Here is a 21,576-nt window from a genome sequence, read left to right as displayed (position 1 = left end):
CAGATACGACGTTGTCCAATTTATTTCATTGTACACGTTACGTGGATAGATCGAAAAAATGAATTGTGCGCCGTCCACGGCTTTCGCGCGTTCACGTTCCGTGTACGGATGATTTTATTGGACAGAAAGGCCGGTCCATCTGTCGAACGTCATGGAAAGTGAGAAATTCCGGTGAGTGTCGCGCACGGCATGAACACCCAATCGGAGCATCGATTTTCCGTTGCGCTAAGGCCAGCCGGCGTCCAAATGCGGCCATGAAGCGACATTCGTGCATGTGGGTAAAATCGTCAACAATCGGCCCAAGCCCTTAGGGCCATTTTCGGTTTGCGAGACGACGTGATGCAGATAACGATTACGTACATCGAAGGTCCGGACATCAATAACTGACTACCACAAGGCAAGCAGGCTGGCTGGCAAGTCTGAGGTTTAAGGATAAGAACAAGGACGAAGGAATGGCGACGGTCATTGAACACGCATGGGAAAGCTTGTCGAATACCTTACGGCTGTTTGTCGAGGCTCATATGGACTTTGCTGCGCTCTACAACGTTGACCGCCCAGACGCAGTCACGAGACAAGATCGCACTATCGAGGGAAAGCTTGAGAAGTTTCATACGCTGTACGACGTCACTAAAGACCTGCAAGGCTTTGACTACTTCAAGCACGCGGACACGGCTCTGCTCATCTTGCTGCGTAACGCCATCCATCATCGTGACCACGACCTTTTCGTGAGCTGGGATGCGTTCGTTCTGGCGCACGAGGAGACCCAAAAGCTGCCATCAAGCAAGTATTTGTTCGCTAGCCTGACGCCTGAGACAGAGCGTTTCGTGCCGCGCTATTACCTGCCACTCGATGACTTCCGGAAGCGCTTGCCCGATGCAAAATTGAAGGCCGCAGACAGGGTCACCATCGGCGCGCTGTGGGAGCGAGACCTGCGCTTCGCCGACATAACGACCGTGGCAAAAAGGGAAGGCTTCGATGTCGCGAGTGTGTATGTCGATCTGATGCCGGTCTTCATCTCAGCGATGCACCGGGTGCGAGGATGGCTAGCCACAACGAGCTTTGTCCCGAGTGGCAGCGATGGCCGCATCTACTACCACTCGTTCGGAGCTGAGCCGCCGGCTCAACAACTAAGCTTCAGGGCACTGGCGGCACCGAACAACTAAAAGGAAAAGACGTGCGAGGCGTCAGCAGGAAAACCAGCACATTTGCGTGAGCAGAACGACAGTTTGGCACGACGGCAGCTTCGGAGAACTACTACCACAGTACCCGTGACAGTTGGCTTGGGGTTCGGCAAGGGAACTTCGCGTCGAGGCAAACGGCGGCGGCATCCTCCCGACGAACTCCCCGGGCCGGCCACGAGCGGCCCTTCGACTCCACCGCGCGAATCTTCGACAATGCCCGTGTCGAAACAAGCCGGGTCACGCGGACGGAGAGCAAAAGATGGACGAGGCACTCCAGCCAATATTTATCGATGTTGCATGGACACACGACTTCGAGGCGGAGCCAATTCGATTTGTCTCGCAGCTTGACATCCAGCATTACGAGGTTCGCAAACGGGAGTTTTTCCGCGACGGTCGCGTTGGATACGCTGATGGTCACAAGTTGGCAATGGGAACCCAGCTCGGAAAGCTATCTGTCCCGCTGTTGGCCGAAATAAATTCCGATGACCAGGTCAATGCTCGCCTGATTGAGTCAGCGCTGATCGATCGCCTGTGGTTTCAGCACTCACTCAGCACCGGCGGATGCCACGCGCAGCCAGTCCGTCGGCATTTCATTGCAAAGGCGGACGGCGGGCTTCGTGGGCTCGGCATTCCCTCCTTCGAAGACAAGGTGGCACAACGCGCCATCGTCATGCTTCTGGAGCCGATCTACGAACAGGACTTTCAAGACTGTTCGTTCGGTTTCCGACCTGGTCGTAGTGCTCACGAGGCATTGCGGGCAGTGTGGAGGGGGATTATGTACCGAGGTGGGCAGTGGGTGCTGGACGTTGATGTTCGGAAATACTTCGACAGCATCGACCAGGCCAAACTCAGAGCGCTTCTAGCCAGACGAGTCACCGATGGTGTAGTTAGAAGGTTGATCGACAAGTGGCTGAAAGCGGGCGTACTGGAGGATGGTCAGCTGTTTTATCCTGACTCCGGGACTCCCCAGGGCGGGGTGATTTCACCCTGCCTTGCCAACGTGTTTCTGCATTATGTTCTGGATGAATGGTTTGCTGCTGAGGTGCAACCGCGCCTTCGTGGTCCGAGCACTCTGGTTCGTTTCGCGGATGACTTTGTCGTGATATTCGCGCACAAAGACGATGCGGAGCGTGTCTGGCGGGTGCTGGAAAAGCGACTGGGCAAGTACAGCCTGGAATTGCATCCGGACAAAACCCGGATGATTGATTTCCGCTTCCAACCTCAATCCGGTCACGATGATTCGCCGAAGCCGTTGGCCACGACCTTCAACTTCCTCGGCTTCACCCACGTGTGGGTGACTTCGGAGAAGGGCCGGGCAATGGTGCGGCAATTGACCGCCAAAGATCGCGTCGCGCGTACGCTCAAAGCAATCAGCCAGGTTTGCCGTAGCATGCGGACCCGGCCGCTTCGCGATCAGCACCAGCGCTTGAGTCGGATGCTTAAGGGGCACCATGCCTATTTTGGCATCAGCGGGAACTACGAGCGTCTGGCGACCCTGCCTTATCAGGTCGCACGCATCTGGCGAAAATGGTTGTCGCGAAGGTCGAACGAGCGCTCCATGCCATGGGTTGCCTTCACGCGAATACTCCAGTTATTCCTGTTACCGCAGCCTCGAATTGTCCATCGTTACGCCAAACCGTGAGCGAGTCTGCATGATGAAGAACCGGATGCCTTAATTGGGCTCGTCCGGGTCTGTGAGGGGTGAGGGGGGGGACCTCCTCGCCTACTCGGAGAACGGCGAGGAATTGCCTGACTAAGGCAAACCCATGGTTGTGCACTAGATGTCCAGATATCCAGCATCGGCTGAAACTCAGACGGATTGTCCAGCGTAGGGAAACGGATGGACATAACTTCTGGAGCAGTCTCGCCACGCGTGAACAGAGGAGAGCCGCAATCGGAACAAAAGCTGCGAGTCGCAAGCCTGCCCCTGCCAGCACGAACCGAGTACGTCTTCGGCGTGCCGGTGATGGTTATGTCCGACACTCGCACGATGAAGCCGGAAGCAAAAGGAGCACCACTTGAGCGCTGGCAGTCTATGCAGTGGCAGTTTAACGTCGCAACTGGCGCGCGCGAGCATACATAGCGGATCGATCCGCATGCACACCCGCCGAAAAATGGAGCAGTCATGTCGCTGTTTCCTCCTGCCGCCTAACTCGTTTCACGGGCATCTGACAGATGCCCCCCTGGAAGCTTGCGACTTGGCACTCCCTCATCGCGCGCAGTGTAGCGTCGCGGACATCACAAGGCAAATGGCCCGTTTCACACTCGCGAACGTCCGGTTAAGGTAATCTTGACTGCCCGCTACGGGTAGTACCCACTGTCGGCTGGCTGCTCCCGGGGAGCGAAATTCCACTGGCTGCTTTCCGGCGATGAACTTGTGGAAACGGGATGACGCTACCCGACCGAGGCTGTGTGAAAACGCAAATCTAGCTGGTTTTTACCCTTCCCGAGTCGCCACCAAGCCAATACAGCGCGATCTGAAGGGTCGAGTTTTTCGACTGGCGCGATCGACGTGAGTTTTCACACAGCCTCGACCCGGAGTAGACGGCCGGCGCGGCTCCTTAATAGGGACGGTTTTTAAGCAGCTAGTAATCCAAGACGGCCTTCGAGCGTGAGGCCGTGCACAGCGTCACAAATTTGGTATAAGCGCTTAAGAAATCAAGAGGGCAGCCGTTAATTAAAGATATTCCATCTGAACGGCTTTCCTGATCCTAATTTCGAGATGCTGGACCGAGAAATAATATTGGTTCTGCCCGATGCGGGCAGAGATGAGCTACCGCTCTCGACTCGAGAAGTACATCGCAAGCTCAGTGTCAATGTGCTCGACCCACGGTCCTTGCGGACGGTGCATCGCGAACTGGACGAAATGCTCAAACGCGGACTGGTCGAAGTGGAATGGCGCGGGCGTTGCAAGTATTGGCGCAAGGTGGCGGGCGCGAGTGGTCTTGCCGCGAAGGCGGCCGGCATGATGACGCACGATGAGGCGCTGGCCCTGCAGACCCTGCGGCGCTTTTCGACGTGGCGGATTCCGACGCTGGTTGCAGAAACGCTCGCGCCGTTGTTCGATGCGGCGGGCAAGCGGTTGGCGGCGGCCAACAGCGAGCATGAGCGGCGTTATCGCAAGTGGATCGACAAGATTGAGGTCGAAACCGGCGCCTTCTCATTGCAACACCCCGAGGTCAACCTTGAGATATTCACTGCGGTTTCGCAGGCGCTCTTTAATGAGCAGCAACTCGAAATCGTCTATCAACCTCGTACGAAGACTGACAATGCCGATGCGAAGATCGTCCACCCGCTTGGGTTGGTAGAGGTGGGTGGGTTGGTGTATCTCGTGGCGGCGATGTCACGCCATCCAAAACCCGCGATGTACCGGTTAGATCGTCTTGCTCGCGCAAACATGTTGCCTGAGCCGTTTGCCTATCCGCGTGGGTTCCGGCTTACGGCATACGTGCGTGAGCAGCGCCAATTCGACTTCATGGTAGAGGGCGAAATCGACCTGAGACTACGTTTCAGGAGTGGGGCGGGGAACCATCTGCTCGAAGCGCCGATGTCTGTCGATCAGCAAACTGTCCAGAATGGCAACACGCTCGATGTTCGTGGCACGGTGCTGTCAACGCAGCGGCTGCGGTGGTGGCTGCGCGCATTCGGGCCGAACGTCGAGGTGTTGCACCCGCTAAGCCTGCGGGCGGAATTGGCGGCGGAGGCCAGGGCATTGACCGCACTCTACGAGGTATAGCGTAGCGCGCGATCATCTGTGTCGGTTGAGGTTTCGGACACGATTTGTCTTATGCGGTGGCTATCTTTATAGGGCAGCACGTCGATGCTGTTCTATTGAACCCCTAGCTAGGAGCGAACATGCTTACGAATTGCAATTCTTCCCCTCTGCAACATTTAGCGGCATTTGCGATTGTTTTTGTGGCTGCGGTGCTGGGTACTGCGGCAGTTGGCGCTTACGTCGATTCGGTGAAGGCCGATGCGCAGCGGGGATAAATCGATCTGCGGGAACGGTTGGCGGGTTCGACGTGACCCACCAGATATCACAAGGCGTCTGCCAGATACCCTATGCCAATACGTCCAACACCTTTTACGTTGAAATGCAGTCAATGCGGATGGAAGCACACGTTTGCTCCGCAAAGCGATGTTCTGCTGCCGGAAATAGATATTCGTTCGCATTGTCCGCGATGTGGCGCCGTTGCATTGGCACGGTCACGGGCGAATTTGATCGAGCAGGTGTCGAACCAGTTGAGACGAGTTTGGCGGCGCATATGACTGCACCGAGAATTGCTTTGAACTGTCTCCAGAATGGGTGATTGATGGCGCGTATTCTTCCTGACGGCTGGAAGGCACTGCGTGCGACCGGAGGGGCTGCGCGCGAGATCGAAACGCTGGAGCAGCTCGAAACCGGCTTGCCCAATGGCTACACCGTCTATCACTCCGTACACTGGACGCGGCTCGCGAAGGGTTTCTCGGTGTTCGGGGAATTGGACTTCGTGGCCGTCAGCCCATCCGGTCGGGTCATGGCGATCGAGCAAAAGGCGGGAAGCCTAGAGGAAACCGCCGACGGTCTCGTGAAAACCTATTCCGGCAAACCGAAGAGCGTGGCGCAACAGATATCCCGCTCGGTGTCGGCATTGCGCGGCCGTCTGTCCGACGCATTTGGACCGCGCAACTACGGTGTAGAGGAGCTGCTATATTGCCCGGACTACACGGTCATCAATCGTGACATCGCGGGTGTGCATCCTGCCCGTATCGTGGATGCGACTCGCAGCAAATGGCTGGCAGACATTGTCCAGCAGATATTGCCGGCAGACGAGCTGCCGCTTCCCTGCCGTGACGGGATTCATCCGTTTCTGGCGGGTGAGTTGTCATTGATGCCCGATGCAGGCGCGATGATCGGTACGGCATCGAGGCTCGTGACTCAGGTGTCGAGCGGATTGGCCACGTGGGCGCGCAACATCCACTTCGAACCATTCCGGCTGCGGGTGAACGGCACGGCCGGCTCGGGTAAGACGCAACTCGCAATCGGTGTGTTGCATGACGCGGCGACAGCGGGCAAGCGTTCGCTGTACGTGTGCTTCAACCGGCCATTGGCCGATTACGTCGGGTCTATCGCGCTGGATGCCGCGACGGTTACGTCGTTCCACAAGCTCTGCCGTGGACTTGCAGACGAGGTCGGCGTGACTGGTGAACTCGATCTGGACGACCAATGGGTTTGCTCGGCCTTGAGACAAAGGCTACTGGAGCAGGTCCAGCAGTCGCTCGCGCGCTACGACGTGATCGTGATCGACGAAGGGCAGGACTTCCTGCAGTTCTGGGTCGATCTGATGGAGGTATTGCTTGCGCCCGGTGGGAGTTGGTGGTGGCTCGAAGACCCGATGCAGAACCTGTATCAGCGGCCGGCGCCCATATTGCCGGGCAGTTGGGTCGAGGTGCGGGCGAAATCCAATTACCGGAGTCCACGCGATATCGTGCGATTCATCGCGCAATTGCAGGGACTGCCGCATGACGTCGAGGCGGAAAGCCCGATTGACGGGTGGGGCGTGGAAATCGAGGCTTACCCGGACGGCGCGGTCGTCGAGTATACGCGTCGTCAGTTGGATGGCGCGATAGCGCTCGGCTATCGCCCATCCGATATCGCAGTTCTTTCGTTCCAAGGGATAAAGAAGTCTCTATTGGCTGGCATGGACCGCTTGGGCGACTGGAGTCTGCGTCATCCGACCGGTGGGTACGACATGGCAGGCAATCAGCTGTATCGCGATGGGGACGTGCTGTCCGATTCGGTATTTCGCTTCAAGGGGCAAAGCGCGCCATGCGTGATTCTGACCGAGGTGGATTTTTCGCAGTTCGATGAGTTCGCGCAGCGCTTGCTTTTCGTTGGCGCGACTCGGGCGACCATGAAACTGATCGTGGTGATGTCGGAGCGTGCGGCAGGCGTATTGCTGCGTCGAGTTTGATTGTGCATTAAGCAACGTGGAGCATGAAAAACATGACTGTGCGAAAAAAGAACGAGTCCACAGGGAACGCCCCGGCTGTTTCCGTCAAGTCGCGTTTGCAGGAAGTGCAACGGGTGCTCGACCTGGTGCGGTCGCAGATCCGGAAATTTGACTTCACGCCGGAGCAGGTGTTCGGCTATCAGGCGAAGGCCGACGCTGCGAATCTCAAGGATGAGGTGTTGGGCCAGGCGCCAGTGCTTCCTGCTGCGAAGAAGACTGCGGCAAGGAAGACCGCTGCTGTGAAGCGCACGGCGTCTGGGGGCGCCACCGCCCGCAAGACGGGCGAGCGCGGTTCCACGGCGAGGCGCGTTGCAGGGGTGGCCAGCGTTGCAGAAGACACGCCGCCGGCAACACCGGCGACGGTGGTCAAGACGTCGCTCAATCCTGCGGCCGCATGGCCGTTTCCGACCGGCAGTCGCCCGTGATTTGCGTTCAACCCGGGCGGGGCGATGCGGCCCGCTCGCCTTTCGTCATTCATTGTGCTGAATCCATGGACTTGACAGTGATTTCAGAGCTGATTCCGGAACATGCGGCCGACGCCGCTCGCTTCAAACAGCTCGTAGATGCCGGGAAGTTGCCGGTCGTGACGGTTTTAGGGAAGTTCAACCACGGCAAGAGCACGCTGCTGAACGAGTTGATTGGCCAGAGAGTGTTCGCGGTGTCCGACGCGCGTCAGACCACGAACCTGGATGCTTGCGACGAGGACGGCGTGCGCTGGCTCGACGCACCGGGACTCGACGCCGACGTCGAGTCCGAGGACGACCGCCACGCGTTGCGCGGGAGTTGGGAGGAGGCGGACATCCGGCTCTTCGTCCACTCGGCGCGCGAAGGTGAACTCGATGGCAGCGAAAAGGCACTGCTCGCCGAGCTTGCCGCCGATGCCGGGCATTCCCGGCGCGCGGCGCTGGTGGTCGTTACCCAGATCGAAGAAGTGGGTGAAGAAACGCTTGCGGGCATCCTCCGCATCATCAAGGAACAGGCTGGTTCACTGGAGGTCATTCCCGTTTCGGCGATCCGCTACCGGCGTGGACGCGAAGGCGGCAAGCAATTGCTGATCGAGAAGAGCGGCATGTTGGTGCTGCGAGAGCGTATAGCCCATGCAGTCCGCCAGGTGTTCGCTGCGCGAGCCGAAGAGCGGCGGATGATGGGCATTGTTTTGCGCGCGCGACTGGCCTCTGCGAGCGCTGATCGTTATGGGCGTCTGAAGACGCTCACTGCCAGGCGTAACGGGCTGATGGCGCACTTCAAGCAAGAGTTTGAGAAGCTTCAAGCAGACATCCACGACAAAATCGGGGCGACCTAACCATGGGATTCTTCTCCAGTCTGGGCAGCATGTTGGAGTCGGTCGCCGAAACGGCACTCGAGTCCATTGCCGACGGAATTCAGAAAGTGGCGGATGCGATTCCTTCGACGACGTCGTCGTCCAGTAGCACCGCGTCGTCCGCCTACGCGCAGGATCTCGCGAAAAGGGCAGGACTGCGCCGCATTGCGGAGAGCGAATCGGCGGTCATGTTGAAAAGCTTCTTTCAGAAGCACCACCTCCCAGTCACGGATGCGGAAATCAGCGAGCTTGTCAAAGCGTGCTTATCCACGTCGACGCCCGCTGTATCGGTGAAGTTCGAGCGGCGGTATCGGGAAACGACTGAGATGCAGGCGTCTACAGCCGAGATGGACGTTCTGAAGGGCGAGCTCGAACGTCTTGAGCAGGCAGCGCAAGCAATTCGTTTGATGATGGCACAACAGGATGCAACCCCGAACGTAGGTGAAGAAACAGTAGTGACGCAGCCGCGAGCAACGACCGTATGACCGAAACACCTAATCGAATAATCCACGGGGCCAGGAATTGAACGGGACGACAAAAGCGCAGACATCAGAGGCTCGATTCATTGAGAAGTTGAAGCAGTTCGAGTTCGTTACACAGGACATGCAGACCCGAGTCGATGAACTGAATAGCTGGAAGGACAAACTGGAGGCGAAACTCGTTCTTGAGCCCAATGACGTCAAGGGGATCAAGGCAGACAGCGCACTCGCTCGCCAGATCCACGAGCTCCGGCGTCAGATCGGCGAATGCGTCGCCGGATGGGCGCGCGGGCTGGACAGCAGCGGGCCCATGCGACAACTTAGCGAACAGTTCGGAGACAAGGGTATCTTGCTTGTCTTCGGCAAGGTGAATGCTGGCAAGAGTTCCTTCTGTAATTTCCTTGCGGAGCGATTCAAACGACACGGCGAGCCAGTTCAGTATTTTTATTTCGAAAGCGGCAAATGCATTGAAACCCTGGAGCCGTTCGTCGAAGCGGCAACGGAGGCCACCGCGCGCATTCAAGGAATAAGGCTTGGCAACAAGCTCATTTTGCTTGACACCCCGGGCCTGCACTCGGTCACAGAAGAAAACGGCACGCTGACGAAGAGCTTCACCGACAGCGCTGACGGTGTTCTGTGGCTCACGAGCTCGACGTCGCCGGGCCAAGTGCAGGAACTCGACGAGTTGCGTGAGGAGCTCAAACGTGACAAGCCGCTGCTTCCCGTTATCACGAAGAGCGACTTGTCCGAGGAGGACGAGCTCGACGGTGCCATCGTCACGATTCTGAAGAACAAGACGGCGGCAAACCGCAAACTGCAGCAAGACGATGTACTCAAGCGAGCGCAAGCCAAGCTGCGCCAGGCTGAGATGGACGATGGCCTGGTGCGTCCCCCAGTGTCTGTTTCGGCGCTGGTGGTTCGCAAAAGTCTGGAGCCCGATGATGCTCTGGAGGAGGCGGGGTTTCAGCGCCTGTTCGTGGGGCTCAGCGAGATTGCCGAGGCGGCGACGGAAATCAAGAAGCGCAAGCCGGCCGTACTCATGCTCAATCACCTTCAAGAGGATGTGATAAAGCCACTGAACGAGACGATACGCCCGCAGCTCGGTGTCATGCGCGAGAACGCAGCGGGCGCGGCGAAATCGCTTGATGCAGCAGCGCCAAGAATCTCCAGCAGCGTACTGGACGAGGTGCTCGGCGACCTGGCCGAACTGCTCGAACGCCACAAAGCGACGCGTGACATGGCCGCAGTGCATCGCGAATTGAACGTGGTGGTTCACAGGATCGTGCAAGAGCACATCGCACGCGAGCTCGCAGAATACGCCCATGAGATGGACGCTGCATTGGTCGCGATGAACAACGACCGGTATGGCGGTTTCGATGATGTCGCCGAGGAGTGCGAAGTCGAGCGGGGCCGCTGGAAGAAGAGCGCGGTCGCCGGAACGGCGGGGGTAGCCGGTGCGATCCTCGGCGGACTCCTCGGCTCCCTTGTTCCCGGAGCGGGGACGATCGCGGGCGTGGGCGTGGGTGAGGCCGTCGGCGCTGTCTTGGGCGGCGCCTTAAGCTCGTGGCTGGGCGAAAAGGGCGGCGGCTCTCTCGTCGAGACAAAGCGTTTGCGCATTCCCGTGGGCGTGAGCTACACGCGCCTTTATGAGGCAATATCCCAAGGGTTGCGGGAGCGCCTTCCGGGTGCGGTCGCCAAGGTGGTCGAGCGGTGTCGCGACAGCGTCGAGCAGGTGATGGCAGAGGTCGAGCGGATCGAGTGCGTCCTCGACGAAAGCGGAAAGGATCTGGATAGATTGAAGGAGGAGTGCAGGTGAACCCGTTTGAACAATACCAGTCGTTGCTCGTACAGGCCGAGCCTTTGGCAGTGCGATACTATCCCGAGGCCGAGGGGATCATCGCCGAATGGAGGAGGCGCATCGAGGAACAGAAGATTCACGTCATGTTGTTCGGCGCTTACAACGCCGGCAAGAGCACACTAATTAACGCTCTTGTTGGGCGTGAAGTGGCGAAAGCCGGTGATGTGCCTACGACGGACGCAGTGGACTTCCACGAGTGGGATGGCCACATGTTGCTCGATACACCAGGGGTCAACGCACCGATCGAGCACGAAAAAATCAGCCACGAGCAGTTGCAGCGCGCCGATCTGATCGTGTTCGTTCTGCGCCAGGAAGACCAGGATGCGAGCGATATCATGAATCGCATCTTTGACCTTCTGGAACAGAAGCGGCCTCTCTTCATTGTCCTGAACTACGAAGATGGCGATCCGGCGCGTATCGAAGCGATTCAGGCACGCTTCACCCATACGCTTCTGACATACGCCGAGCGACGTGGATTCGACAAGGCGAGTCTCGCCACGGTGCCCACGATTCTCATGAACATCAAGTCCGCTTGTCGCGCACGACTCGAGAACAAGCCCGCGCTGCTCGAGCATTCCCGCTTCGATGTCTTCATACTTCGATTCCGCGAATGGCTTGTGCAATACAACAGTGAGAAGCAGCTTCTGCAGCAGATCTACACGGGTGTCGAACGCTCACTGCTAGAGCCGGTGACCGCTTCGATCGATCGGGAGGCCCAATCGCGCGGCGAAATGCAGGAGGTCGACGCGCAGATCGATCACATCACGCGCGAGTACCGGCTGCTCACGAACGCCGCGTCCAGCAAGATTCGCACGGAGCTGATGCAGCGGCGCCCGAACATTGGCGATGCCATTGCACAAGGCGGTTCGAGCGACATGGTGCTTGCCGAATTGACGAAGGTTGGTGAGGCGGTAAGCGAGAGTCTACGGATTTGGCTGGAGGCGGAACTCAAACAGAACGTCAAGGGGCGCATCGGTGCGGCACTCGCCGCCGAGGGGCTCGGCCTTCCCCCGGGCAGCGACGCGGGCGGCAGCGAGTTCGGCAACAAGATGCTCGACGCCGCGCTTGATGGGATGAAAGGCGTCAACAAGGAGCACGTGAAAACGCTGTTGGAGTACGGTCGCAAGCTGAAGATTCCAGGCCTTAAGGGCCGCTGGACAAAGACGCTTGGCAGTTGGGCCGAAAAGGCCGCCCCCGTCATCCAGGTGGCTGCGGTGCTGGCAGAAGTTGCGTTCGACTATTACGGCGAGGAGCGTGACGTGAAGGTGACCCGGGACCGTACGTTGCAGCGCGGCCAGTGGATCGAAGAGGCGTGCTCGCAGCTTTACTCGGGTCTGATGCAGAGCGTGACCGACTTGATTGAGCATGTTCAGTCGGAGCATCTACGGCCTGTGGAAGCGCGTCGCAGTGAATTGCGCGCGCAGTCAGGTGCGAGCGACGTGGACCGGAGCGACTGGGCGGCGCTGATGACAGCGTTTCAAAGCGTCGCATTTTAGGAAATAGGGATGGGTTCGTTTCTTGATCGCCAGTAGATCTATCGCTTCGAGGAAAGGCGAGTTCTTTCCATGAGGCGCGATCTGCCGTCGTAGGATCGGTACGATATCCCCAGGTAAATTGTGAACAAGACGAGGTCGAGTATGGCTACATGGGACAAAGCAAAGTCCGCCCTGAAATACGCCAATCCAACTGCCTGGCTTGTTGTAGAAGGCGTTGAGCTGGCAGCCAATGCCGTTGCCAAAGCCTCGGCGCAAGGCGTCGATGAGCTGCGCGCCGAAGTGGCGAAGCAGGATTTACAGATGAAATTCGCGCAGCACCAGGCACGCGTTGCGCAGGAACTGGCAATCGCAAGACGAATCGACAACGCAGACGAAGTCGAAATCGAAGAGTTCTACAATGCTTCGGGAAAGGGCAATATGGGGCTCTCAGTGGACGCTAACGAAGCAACCGGATCGTTGGGATTGAGTGGGGAAGGCAGTAAAGTGACAAAGCGTATTTACCGCTTCAAGGGACTCAACAAAGAGGCACAACAAACAGTCGCGCAGCATACCTGCGACGACACCTCCAATCCTTGACGTTAGTGGAACTCCGGCTGTTGGGCCATGGTATCAACGGTCCCCGCTGCCGGCATTTTCGCGGTTCGATACGCACCCTTACCTGCTTTTTTTGCCGTATATAGCGCGCGATCTGCCTGATCCAGAAGACATTCTGCACTGATCCGTTCGCGTGGCAAAAGGGCGATGCCGACGCTAGCACCGATTTGAATGACGTTGCCGTCGCCAAGCTCGAATGGCGTCCGGAGCTGCTCGATGATCTGTTCAGCGAAAACGGACGCGTCGTGTTCATTCGCGATCCGTTCCAGAACAATAACGAACTCGTCTCCACCGAGACGCGCCAACATATCGGAATGCCTGATTCGGGTGTTGATTCTCGTTACGACTGCTTGCAGCAGATTGTCGCCGGCGCGATGGCCCAGCGTATCGTTGACCTGCTTGAATCCATCGAGATCGACATACAACACGGCGCTTGGGGTGTCAATCGGAGGCCGGTCAAGCATGCGATCGAGACGCGACATCAGCGATCGCCGATTCGGCAAGCCTGTAAGCGGATCCTGATGAGCAAGGCGAATCAGCTCGCGCTGTTGCTCGGACAAAGGCGTTTCGTCGGTCAGCGTCCAGATCAGGGCGACGGTCTTCCGAAGCTCGTCCTGAATGGTATTGATGCGCAGTGAATGACGGCGCATGCAATCGGGCATGAACGGCGCGGGTACTTCGCCCTGCCAGTAGCCTGTAGAAGTGACGGACGTGCGAATTGCCCGGTAGAGCGTTCGGCCCTGATTCGCAATCCACGGGCAGAACAGACTTTTATTGAGGAGTTCATCGGGGCGATACCCGGCGATACGCGTGAACGCTGCGTTGGATTCAAGAACGAATCCTTTCGCATCGGTGATCGCGATCCCGTCCTGACAATGCTCGAACAGCATTGAGCGCAGACTGAGACGCTGTAAGGCAGTGATTGGCGAAAGAAGTCTCTTCCGTGTCAAGTGGCCTCCCGTTTCATCCATTCGTTCCACAGCTTGCAGGTTAGCTGGGGCGTGAGACAAAACATGTCTTATGAGATCACCGGGGGAGCGGTGATCTGTGCATGACGGGGTGATGGAGTGGGCCAACGCGCGCCACGACGGGAACTGCAGCGCGCATACCTCATAGTGGCGCTCGTCGCTGCCGAGCAATCAGGCATCCACCATATTGCAGGCGCTGCACCAACCCACCCGAATGTCGGCGGGCGTATGTCACACGGCCCAGCGCCCTTGCGGCATTGGAGATAGTTTTCTTCGGCATTCCCAGCCCCGTCGTCCGACCTCAACAAATTACTTTCACCGGTATAAGGTATCGTCGGTGGTCCAAATTTTTTGCACGGTTGCACGAAAGAACATTCTCACCTGCAGCCACCAGCACCCGGACCGACTATGTCGCTTGCGAACTGCTTGCGCCGGCCATGCGGTCAGTCAGACGTCCCACAGCAGCCGCCCAACGCCACTTTCGATTTCCCGTAAAACGTCCGGTCTCAAATGGTTGGGCGCGACGCTATTGCAGCAAGAATGGCCGGCAGTTGGGCCGGTTTTACAAAATGATGATCGAAACCGGCCTTGAACGATGCGACCCTTTCGGAGGATGCACGCAGTCCGGTTACCGCTAGCAGCAACGGGCGCGGAAGGATGCCCATGCGCCAATTTTCTTTCGCCACCGCCCGACCGTCCAAACGGGGCATCTGGATATCGAGCATCACCACGTCAGGGTGCCAGGCGTAGTACGCGGCGAGCGCGCTTGCACCGTCCATAGCCGTTTGGATGATGTAACCGTAAGCCTCGAAGAACAGCACGTAGGCATCGACCAAATCCGGGTCGTCGTCCGCGATGAGTAAGCGCTCCGCTTTCGCAGTGAACATTGGGTTCCTGTAGGTTGCCCCTGCCACGCAATTTAGGGACCCGATAGAATCAAAGTAGCTACTTGTGCGTAAAATAAGTTCAGCGGATGCCCCATACTGACTTTTCCGCTTCCTGGAGGGCAAACATGCGATTGGCTGACTTCATCCTGCGCGACATGGAAACGATTCTGGTGCAATGGGAGACGTTCGCCGCTACTCTGTTGCCGGCAGCCGTGAACATGAAATCGCTCGCTCTGCGAGACCATGCGCAACAGATTCTGCAAGCCGTGGCGAAGGACCTGTCCACGGCCCAGACCAGGGAAGCACAAGCCGAAAAGTCAATGGGACTAGCCCCCATACTGATCGGAGCGCCAGAGACAGCTGCGCAGACGCACGCTCTTCTGCGGGCGCGAGGCGGGTTCGACATTAACCAGTTGGCTGCTGAGTACCGCGCCCTGCGCGCCAGTATTCTGCGTCTGTGGATCGACGAATGTCAGCCCGAAGCTCCACATCCAGATGATGTCATCCGGTTCAACGAGGCCATCGACCAGGCACTTGCCGAATCGATCGGGTATTTCAGCGTGCAAGTCGATCAGGCTCGCAATCTTTTGCTTGGCATGCTCGGGCACGATATGCGCAGCCCGCTTCAGACCATCCTGATGACGGCCCAATATCTGACGGCACTAAACGCTGGGGAGCAGGTATCCGTAGCCGCATCCCGCTTGATCCGAAGCGGCGCCCGCATGCAGGCCCTTCTGAACGATATGCTTGATTTCAATCGAACGAGACTCGGTTTGGGGATCAATATCGCGCCGACTGAAATCGACCTGGAGAAACTGTTTGCTGACGAACTGGACCAGGTGCGGGCAGCGCACCCAGGCTGTCGCGTCGATCTGGAAGTCGAAGGGGACTGCCGGGGAGTCTGGGACGGCCGCCGTCTGCAGCAATTGCTCGGCAATCTGGTGTTGAATGCGATCAAATACGGGGCGCCGGACGCGTCCGTGCGAGTGGTCATGACCGGCGAAGAGCGGAGCGTTCGTTTCGAGGTCAGGAATCAGGGACCCGCCATCGATCAGTTGACTCTCTATCGGATCTTCGACCCGCTCCAGCGCGGCCTGGATCATAAAGACTCGCATAACGCAGACGGCAATCTGGGGCTCGGATTATATATCGCGCGCGAAATTGCCAAGGCCCATGGAGGCGAGATCGAGGCACAGTCAGATGAGACCGAAACCGTGTTTGCTGTGCGCCTGCCACGTCGCCAATAGCGTTCGTGATGTCCTTGAACATATGGTCATCCGAATGCCTCACTCGCGCGCTTAAGCAGCCGTTCGACTGACATTGAGTGAATGTCCCAAGCGGGTCGCACTGAGTCAGTCGCCCGCAACCGCTCACGGACCGGTCCATGAAAATCGCATGGGTCAGTAGCGTCAACCGTTGAATCCGAATACCCGTTTAATCCCGGCATAGATGCAGCTTCCTGTGAGCGTAGCCTGGCTGGCCGAGGCGTCTTGCCCACGTTATCTCTCGTCAGGCGGCGGATTGACGCTATGTGTCGGTGCACCGCTGACTTGCTGGGGTGCGGTGACCGGGGCTTCCCTTGATGGCCGGACTGCCCCGAATTGCGCCACCCGGGGTGGCCCGCCGGGCGCCGTCCGTACAGCACGGGCTTCCCGGCCTGCCGAGCGGAAGACCAGTGCAGGGTCCATCCGGTCGACGACAATATAAGGCGGATCGGGGCGCCAGCGCAGAAGCACGAGGCCGCCCGGTGTGTCGGCGAAGATGGCGGGCACGCGCTTTGGATCGTCAAACTGCAGAAAAACTCTCTGGCCATCGTCGAACACCTGGTAGGGTCGCACTTCGGCCGCACCGCCCAGACGCCAGTCGAAGTCGTAGACCGGCCCACCCACAGTTGGTGGTTCGGCACAGGCGGACTGAAGCAGGCAGCCAGCGACCAGGATGTTTGCAAAGAGCAGGGTGGTGGCGTGTTTCATCGATTGCAGCTCCCGTCAGTAACGTTGGGCGGCAGCATCATGTCCCGCTGCGTGATGAACGTGATGCGCTGCCCCGGTTCCAGCCGCAGCGTCGGCTGGATGTTCATGTTGCGTTGGAGAATCGTCTGCGTGGTCTGGGACAGCGATTGCGCTGCAGCTTCCGAAAGATCAGTGGAGACGCCGCCGTTGACATTGATCGTTGTGCCGTTCGACTGGCTCTGGTTGTGGCCGATCCAGGCCGCCACGCCGGCGATCAGGAACGTCGATCCGAAGATTTTGAAGAAGTGGTTGTTGACGTCGGCAGTCACGCCGGCTTCGCCGTTGGGATCGTTGCCGGTCAGCCCGTCGAGCCGCATCGTGGCGTGGCGAAAGATCATCCGGGTGGCAGCCATCAGCATCAGGTCCTGACCGATTGCCACATCGTTATTCGTGCGGCCCAGAATCCGGGTGCCTTTCGGGATCAGCCTGCAGCTTCCGTCGATGCTGTCGTAGATGTCGCGATCGACCATCGCCCGGAAGGTGCCCGGCATGTCGCTCTTCGCGCCCTGCAGGATCACGGTGGGAACCGGCGTGCCGCCCATCACCATGTAGGGTGAAGTGATCGGAAGCGGGACCAGCGGTGCGTCGTCGTTGTTCGCTCCCCCCTGCTGTCTGATCCAGTCGGCGTTGCGATGGTCAGTTGCACTCGATACGCTCAGGGAGGACGGCCCTGACAGGGCGGTTCTTGGGGCACTGCCTGCCGATGAATTTCCCGGCGCAGTCTGCCGCGTTGACAGTTGCGAAAGGCCATCGGCGATGCGGTCGAGCGGCAGATCCTTCGCGGCGGAAGCGCTGGCGGAGCCGCCGCCGGTATCTTCGTAAGCGACGAGTGACTGGCTCTGCATGGCCTCGATCTGCCGCTGCAGTGCCAGGCGATCGGCGTCGCCGGTCCCGGATGAATGGTCGGCACCCCGATAGTTTCGCGGGAGGGGACCGCTGTCGTCCCTAGGTACACCTTGGGGAATGCCGTCGAGCGGCGTGCCGCCCAGCGGGGCGCTGGCACCGGACGCCGCCTCACCCGCACGAGCCAGGGCCAGGTTGTGCTGGTCCGCGAGGCGCTTGCGGATCGCATCGGCAGACGCTTTCGGCTGCCGGGCATCCGCCTCGATCTGCTCGCGCTCGCGCCGTTCGGCCGCGGTCTCGTGCGGATGGGACAGCGCATGGACGAGGACGATCGCGAGCAGCGCCGAGCACAAGGCAACGAGCAGCGTCCTGGCGAGGTTGCGGCGGATGCGCGTGAGCTTCGCGGGTTCCTGTGTGAGCGGGGCGCCGCCGTTTTCTGGAGCGGCCATGGTCACGACTTCCCGTAGATGTTCTTCATGCGGGCCGAATCACAGCCGAACAGGCCGCATCCATGACCGCGGCCATTGAAGACCCGGACTTCCTCCTTGCCGCGCCTGAGCAGCAGGCCATATGTCGTGATCTGCTGCACCTCGAAGAAGTCGTTGCCCAGCGGAATGAAGCTCGCGATCTCAGCCTGTCCTTTTTCGTCCATCAGGAGGATGGCCGGCAGCTCGGTTTGATGGGGAAACTGCAGATAGGTAAAGCGTCCGTCATCGAATACGGTCACGGGCGCGAATGGCGTGCTGCCCTCGACCCGATAGTCGAAGTTCACGTGATCGAGCGTAATGCGGGGGCCAGCCGCGCGCACGTCGCCTGATGTGGACGATGCCGGCTGTCCGTCGACGTCTGATTGCGCGCTTGAAGTCGCGCCGGGAACGTTGCCCGGATACTCGATGCCGAAGGGCGAGACCTGTCCCGCTGCTATCTGCGCGTCGGTATCCAGGTAATGCCAGGAGACGCGTTGATAGGCAGCGTCACTATCCGATGAGCGGAGGTCCAGCTCGTAGCGCCGGCGCGTGGTGATAACCGTGGCCGCATTGTCGAGTGCAGGCAGGCGTGCCTCGATGAACACGTCGCGCTTCGTGAGCGCAGTATGTTCGAGCCAGCGCTTGCCGGTGTCCGACAGATAGACGCCGACCACCTCTTCGTCGGAACCGAAGACCAGGTGGGTTTCCTCATTCGTGCGCACGGGTACCGGATACCGGTAGTCGGGATCATAGTCATAGACGACGAGCGATGAATCGTCGGGTGCGGGGTAGGGACCATTCACGTGGGCGCGGGGTGTCGACGCACGGGTGGCGCGTGGACGCGCCGCCGGGGCGTGGTGTGTATCCGCTGTCGGCTGCGGCGCAATGGCTGTCAACGCGCTCGCGGGCAGCGGTGCAGCAGACGCGGCTTCCGACGCCGTGACCTGTGCCCAGGCTGTGCTCAGGCATACGGTGAACAGTGCCGCGCCGCACGCGGCAAAGACGACGAGCTTCATTGCGTTGCTCCCGGATTGACGCCCGCGTAGGGCGTGAGGCTGAAGTGGGTGACGCGCAGCCCGATCGGGTTGTCCTTCTCTTCGTCGGGTCTCAGCGTTTCCGGCGCGAGCAGGAAGCTGACGGTGAGCAGCATCTGTTTCGGTCGGGACGGCTTGCCGTTCACGCTCTCGATTAGCGTGAAGATCAGGTAGGCAACCTGACCGTCGGGCGAAAACGACGTTGAGTTTTCAACGAATTCGCGGGTGAGCCCGGGCGTCTGCACGACGCGCTGCGCGACCGGGTCGGTCGCGGTGATGTACGTTTCGAGTTCCTGCGTCGCGGCGCCGGACGTCCAGCCGAATGCTGCCGGTATCTGGCGCGTGAGCGTGTCCTGGCTGTCGGCCTCGATCGTGAACACACGCGAGGCCCACTTCACGAGGAAATAACGTTTGTTCGCTGCGGTGACCGAGTAGGTCTCTGCGTAGCGGTCGGAAACCCACACCGCTCCACTTTTCTCGTCATGCTCGACGAAATAGGGACGGGGACCGCTGTGCGCAGCCTGCACGATCAGCGCGGCGCATTCCCCTGCTGCGAGCAGCGCGAAGGCGGCGGCAACCTTGATCGCGAGGCGCTTTTCCCAGATGGGACGCTGGAACGCCGCAAACCACGCTGAGACCGCCTCTCCGGTATTCGGCGGAGGCGCGAGACCGGCACCCGATATTTCGGTACCGGAAGCGGCGGGCGGGAACAGGCGTTTGCGCATCGCTACTCTGACCGGCAGGCGCACGCCCGCAGTGCTACACTGGGATCCAGTTCACCTGCTGTGAGGGTGCAGCCATGGCAAAACTCAAGATCATCCTGCTGTATTTCGTGCTGCCGATTCTGCTGTTTTCGGTGTTCGTCCTGTACCAGGTCGGCGCACAGCATTTCGGCGTCGCGATGATGCTTGCGGGCGCAATCGCGTTCATTGCCTGGTCGTGGATCAGGACCACGCCGAAGGAAAGAGAAGAGTCTTTGCGTGCTGACATGGATCGGCAACGGCGCCTGGACGATGAGCGGACTACCTTCTACGTCATTCAAGAGAGTTCGAAGCATCAGCATCATTGAATTCACCTCAATGACTTGGGCGTGACGTTTCGGCCAATTAACCCTTTACCGAATCCAGCCGATCCGCCGCCCCCGCTGCCGGACACAAGAGCTCGTGCGATATCCGGTACCTGCCACATCATGAAAGCCCCAACACCGCAGACCAGCGCGAGCGCGAGCATCGCGAGGTAATTCGTCGCGTAATAGGCGTCGCTGTTCGTGCCGTTCTGCGCGGCGGCCTGCTGCACGAGGCTCTGGATGCCAGGCAGCACACCACCGTTGACGATGGCCATCATCAACCAGGCGACCACCTTGAATAGCCCTGCCGAAATCGTGAATCGCAGCCATCCGTTGAACAGGAATTCTCCGGCTGGCAGTACGTACCAAGGGATCAGCACCGGCCCAAGGCAGAACGCGATGTCGAGCAAGAACGAACCGAACTGCACGACCACTACGAAGATCATCGTCATCAGGGCGATCGCGATCACCGCAAGCGCCTTCGCGAGGAACGCGAGCAGGATGAGGGGCAGGTTCTTGACGAGCGTCCAGATCGAGTCCAGTCCTACGGAATTCGCGCCGGCGTCGCTTGTGGTGCCGCACACCTGATGGTTAGTGTTCGGGATCACTACGCCATCGGGCGTGATGTCCGGCACCTGTTCGCACACCTGGGCGGCTTCCGTGCGCACGCCCTGCATGATGGTCGACGCGGCATTGACGAGTGCACGCAGCAGATCGCCGGGATTCCCCTCACCACCGGACACGCGCGAGGCCATCGTCTGCATGTTGTCGACGAAGTAGGCGTGCACGGTGCCGGACCAGGCGGTGAGCATCACGAGAATCACGGCACAGCGGATCAGATGCCGGAACATGTTCGCGAAGAAGCCAGGGAAATCGCCTTCGAGCAACCACAGGAACGCGTGCCAGGTCGCCATGATCAGGCCAAGCGCGGCTAGCAGATCCAGGCCGTCGGACACGAAGAGCGTCTGCAGGCTCGTGCCCTTCGCCTGCATCGCAGTGAAGAGCGCGTTGAGCACGGAAATGACGTCGTTCATGGTGCTGCCCTGATCGTTTCCTGGTGGTGTTCTGGACGTGGAGTGGTTGAGCGGCCCGCTACCCCAGGGCGCCGCCGAGCCTTAGCAACGCGAGCAGCAAGGCGAGCGGCAGTGCGATCCAGGCCGCCGCAAAGACCTGCGGACTCTCGACATGCACAACCAGCAGTCCGACAAGCAGTGAAAGCCGCACGCTGCGGGTGATCCGCCGGTCGAACGTCCAGTGGGCGTCGCGTTCTTCGGGCAGCAGCCGGCTGCGCAGCCGGTATTGCTGCACGGCGTACAGCACCACGCGCAACTCGCCGGGCGTCGTGCAGAGGCGGCAGATCAGCCAGCGCAGCAGCAT

The 21,576-nt window shown here is 59.4% G+C and carries 21 protein-coding genes; 12 read left to right on the top strand and 9 right to left on the bottom strand.

Annotated features, from left to right (window positions below; translation table 11 throughout):
* The first annotated feature begins 452 nt into the window (after window positions 1–452).
* The gene (locus tag P0D71_RS08285; protein WP_408479676.1) at window positions 453–1,163 is read left to right on the top strand and encodes a hypothetical protein; all 711 of its coding nucleotides are present in this window, start codon (window positions 453–455) and stop codon (window positions 1,161–1,163) included.
* Window positions 1,164–1,440: 277 nt separating this feature from the next.
* Entirely contained in the window at window positions 1,441–2,823 is a 1,383-nt protein-coding gene (gene ltrA / locus P0D71_RS08280; protein WP_408479675.1) for a group II intron reverse transcriptase/maturase, read from the top strand.
* Here ltrA and P0D71_RS08275 read toward each other — a convergent pair.
* On the bottom strand, window positions 2,808–3,308 hold the full coding sequence (locus P0D71_RS08275) for a GFA family protein (RefSeq protein ID WP_408479674.1): 501 nt from the start codon (window positions 3,306–3,308) through the stop codon (window positions 2,808–2,810). The genes ltrA and P0D71_RS08275 overlap by 16 nt on opposite strands.
* A gap of 616 nt (window positions 3,309–3,924) precedes the next feature.
* Between P0D71_RS08275 and P0D71_RS08270 the strand changes: the two genes are divergently transcribed.
* From P0D71_RS08270 to P0D71_RS08235, 8 genes are all read left to right on the top strand, one after another.
* Window positions 3,925–4,917 (top strand): helix-turn-helix transcriptional regulator, encoded by a 993-nt coding sequence (locus P0D71_RS08270; RefSeq protein ID WP_408479673.1) that lies wholly within the window; start codon window positions 3,925–3,927, stop codon window positions 4,915–4,917.
* Between the two features lie 577 nt (window positions 4,918–5,494).
* The gene (locus tag P0D71_RS08265; protein ID WP_408479672.1) at window positions 5,495–7,135 is read left to right on the top strand and encodes an ATP-binding domain-containing protein; all 1,641 of its coding nucleotides are present in this window, start codon (window positions 5,495–5,497) and stop codon (window positions 7,133–7,135) included.
* A gap of 23 nt (window positions 7,136–7,158) precedes the next feature.
* A complete protein-coding gene (locus tag P0D71_RS08260; RefSeq protein WP_408479671.1) occupies window positions 7,159–7,599 on the top strand; it encodes a hypothetical protein in 441 nt (146 codons plus the stop codon).
* Window positions 7,569–8,477 carry a GTPase gene (locus P0D71_RS08255; RefSeq protein ID WP_408479670.1) on the top strand — a complete coding sequence of 303 codons (909 nt, stop codon included), beginning with the start codon at window positions 7,569–7,571 and terminating at the stop codon, window positions 8,475–8,477. Before P0D71_RS08260 ends, P0D71_RS08255 begins: the two co-directional genes overlap by 31 nt.
* A gap of 2 nt (window positions 8,478–8,479) precedes the next feature.
* The gene (locus tag P0D71_RS08250) at window positions 8,480–8,980 is read left to right on the top strand and encodes a hypothetical protein (RefSeq protein ID WP_408479669.1); all 501 of its coding nucleotides are present in this window, start codon (window positions 8,480–8,482) and stop codon (window positions 8,978–8,980) included.
* Between the two features lie 37 nt (window positions 8,981–9,017).
* Window positions 9,018–10,790, top strand: coding sequence for a GTPase (locus P0D71_RS08245; RefSeq protein ID WP_408479668.1), 1,773 nt, complete (start codon window positions 9,018–9,020; stop codon window positions 10,788–10,790).
* The gene (locus tag P0D71_RS08240; protein WP_408479667.1) at window positions 10,787–12,328 is read left to right on the top strand and encodes a GTPase; all 1,542 of its coding nucleotides are present in this window, start codon (window positions 10,787–10,789) and stop codon (window positions 12,326–12,328) included. Before P0D71_RS08245 ends, P0D71_RS08240 begins: the two co-directional genes overlap by 4 nt.
* 141 nt (window positions 12,329–12,469) lie before the next feature.
* On the top strand, window positions 12,470–12,904 hold the full coding sequence (locus tag P0D71_RS08235; protein ID WP_408479666.1) for a hypothetical protein: 435 nt from the start codon (window positions 12,470–12,472) through the stop codon (window positions 12,902–12,904).
* Between the two features lie 2 nt (window positions 12,905–12,906).
* Here P0D71_RS08235 and P0D71_RS08230 read toward each other — a convergent pair whose 3' ends face one another.
* Window positions 12,907–13,893 carry a diguanylate cyclase domain-containing protein gene (locus tag P0D71_RS08230; RefSeq protein ID WP_408479753.1) on the bottom strand — a complete coding sequence of 329 codons (987 nt, stop codon included), beginning with the start codon at window positions 13,891–13,893 and terminating at the stop codon, window positions 12,907–12,909.
* A 503-nt stretch (window positions 13,894–14,396) separates the two neighbouring features.
* Entirely contained in the window at window positions 14,397–14,777 is a 381-nt protein-coding gene (locus P0D71_RS08225) for a response regulator (protein WP_408479665.1), read from the bottom strand.
* 125 nt (window positions 14,778–14,902) lie between these two features.
* Here P0D71_RS08225 and P0D71_RS08220 point away from each other — a divergent pair, with 125 nt between their 5' ends.
* On the top strand, window positions 14,903–16,024 hold the full coding sequence (locus P0D71_RS08220; protein ID WP_408479664.1) for an ATP-binding protein: 1,122 nt from the start codon (window positions 14,903–14,905) through the stop codon (window positions 16,022–16,024).
* A gap of 252 nt (window positions 16,025–16,276) precedes the next feature.
* Here the strand turns inward: P0D71_RS08220 and P0D71_RS08215 are convergent, their stop codons facing one another.
* The 4 genes from P0D71_RS08215 to P0D71_RS08200 are packed head-to-tail and all read right to left on the bottom strand — an operon-like array spanning window position 16,277 to window position 19,858.
* Window positions 16,277–16,750: a TrbG/VirB9 family P-type conjugative transfer protein gene (locus P0D71_RS08215; RefSeq protein WP_408479663.1), complete on the bottom strand. Its 474-nt coding sequence runs from the start codon at window positions 16,748–16,750 to the stop codon at window positions 16,277–16,279.
* The gene (locus tag P0D71_RS08210) at window positions 16,747–18,081 is read right to left on the bottom strand and encodes a TraB/TrbI/VirB10 family type IV secretion system protein (RefSeq protein WP_408479662.1); all 1,335 of its coding nucleotides are present in this window, start codon (window positions 18,079–18,081) and stop codon (window positions 16,747–16,749) included. The genes P0D71_RS08215 and P0D71_RS08210 overlap by 4 nt, the downstream gene beginning before the upstream one ends.
* Window positions 18,082–18,083: 2 nt before the next feature.
* Window positions 18,084–19,115, bottom strand: a complete 1,032-nt coding sequence (locus P0D71_RS08205) for a TrbG/VirB9 family P-type conjugative transfer protein (RefSeq protein ID WP_408479661.1) — start codon at window positions 19,113–19,115, stop codon at window positions 18,084–18,086.
* The gene (locus tag P0D71_RS08200; RefSeq protein ID WP_408479660.1) at window positions 19,112–19,858 is read right to left on the bottom strand and encodes a VirB8/TrbF family protein; all 747 of its coding nucleotides are present in this window, start codon (window positions 19,856–19,858) and stop codon (window positions 19,112–19,114) included. Before P0D71_RS08200 ends, P0D71_RS08205 begins: the two co-directional genes overlap by 4 nt.
* Window positions 19,859–19,932: 74 nt before the next feature.
* Between P0D71_RS08200 and P0D71_RS08195 the strand changes: the two genes are divergently transcribed.
* Entirely contained in the window at window positions 19,933–20,202 is a 270-nt protein-coding gene (locus P0D71_RS08195) for a hypothetical protein (protein ID WP_408479659.1), read from the top strand.
* A gap of 2 nt (window positions 20,203–20,204) precedes the next feature.
* Here the strand turns inward: P0D71_RS08195 and P0D71_RS08190 are convergent, their stop codons facing one another.
* Window positions 20,205–21,233: a type IV secretion system protein gene (locus P0D71_RS08190; RefSeq protein WP_408479658.1), complete on the bottom strand. Its 1,029-nt coding sequence runs from the start codon at window positions 21,231–21,233 to the stop codon at window positions 20,205–20,207.
* A gap of 58 nt (window positions 21,234–21,291) precedes the next feature.
* Window positions 21,292–21,576, bottom strand: a complete 285-nt coding sequence (locus tag P0D71_RS08185) for a hypothetical protein (RefSeq protein WP_408479657.1) — start codon at window positions 21,574–21,576, stop codon at window positions 21,292–21,294.

Source organism: Paraburkholderia sp. RL17-383-BIF-A (assembly GCF_046028015.1).
Classification (GTDB): domain Bacteria; phylum Pseudomonadota; class Gammaproteobacteria; order Burkholderiales; family Burkholderiaceae; genus Paraburkholderia.
This window is presented reverse-complemented; position numbering and strand designations above follow the sequence as displayed.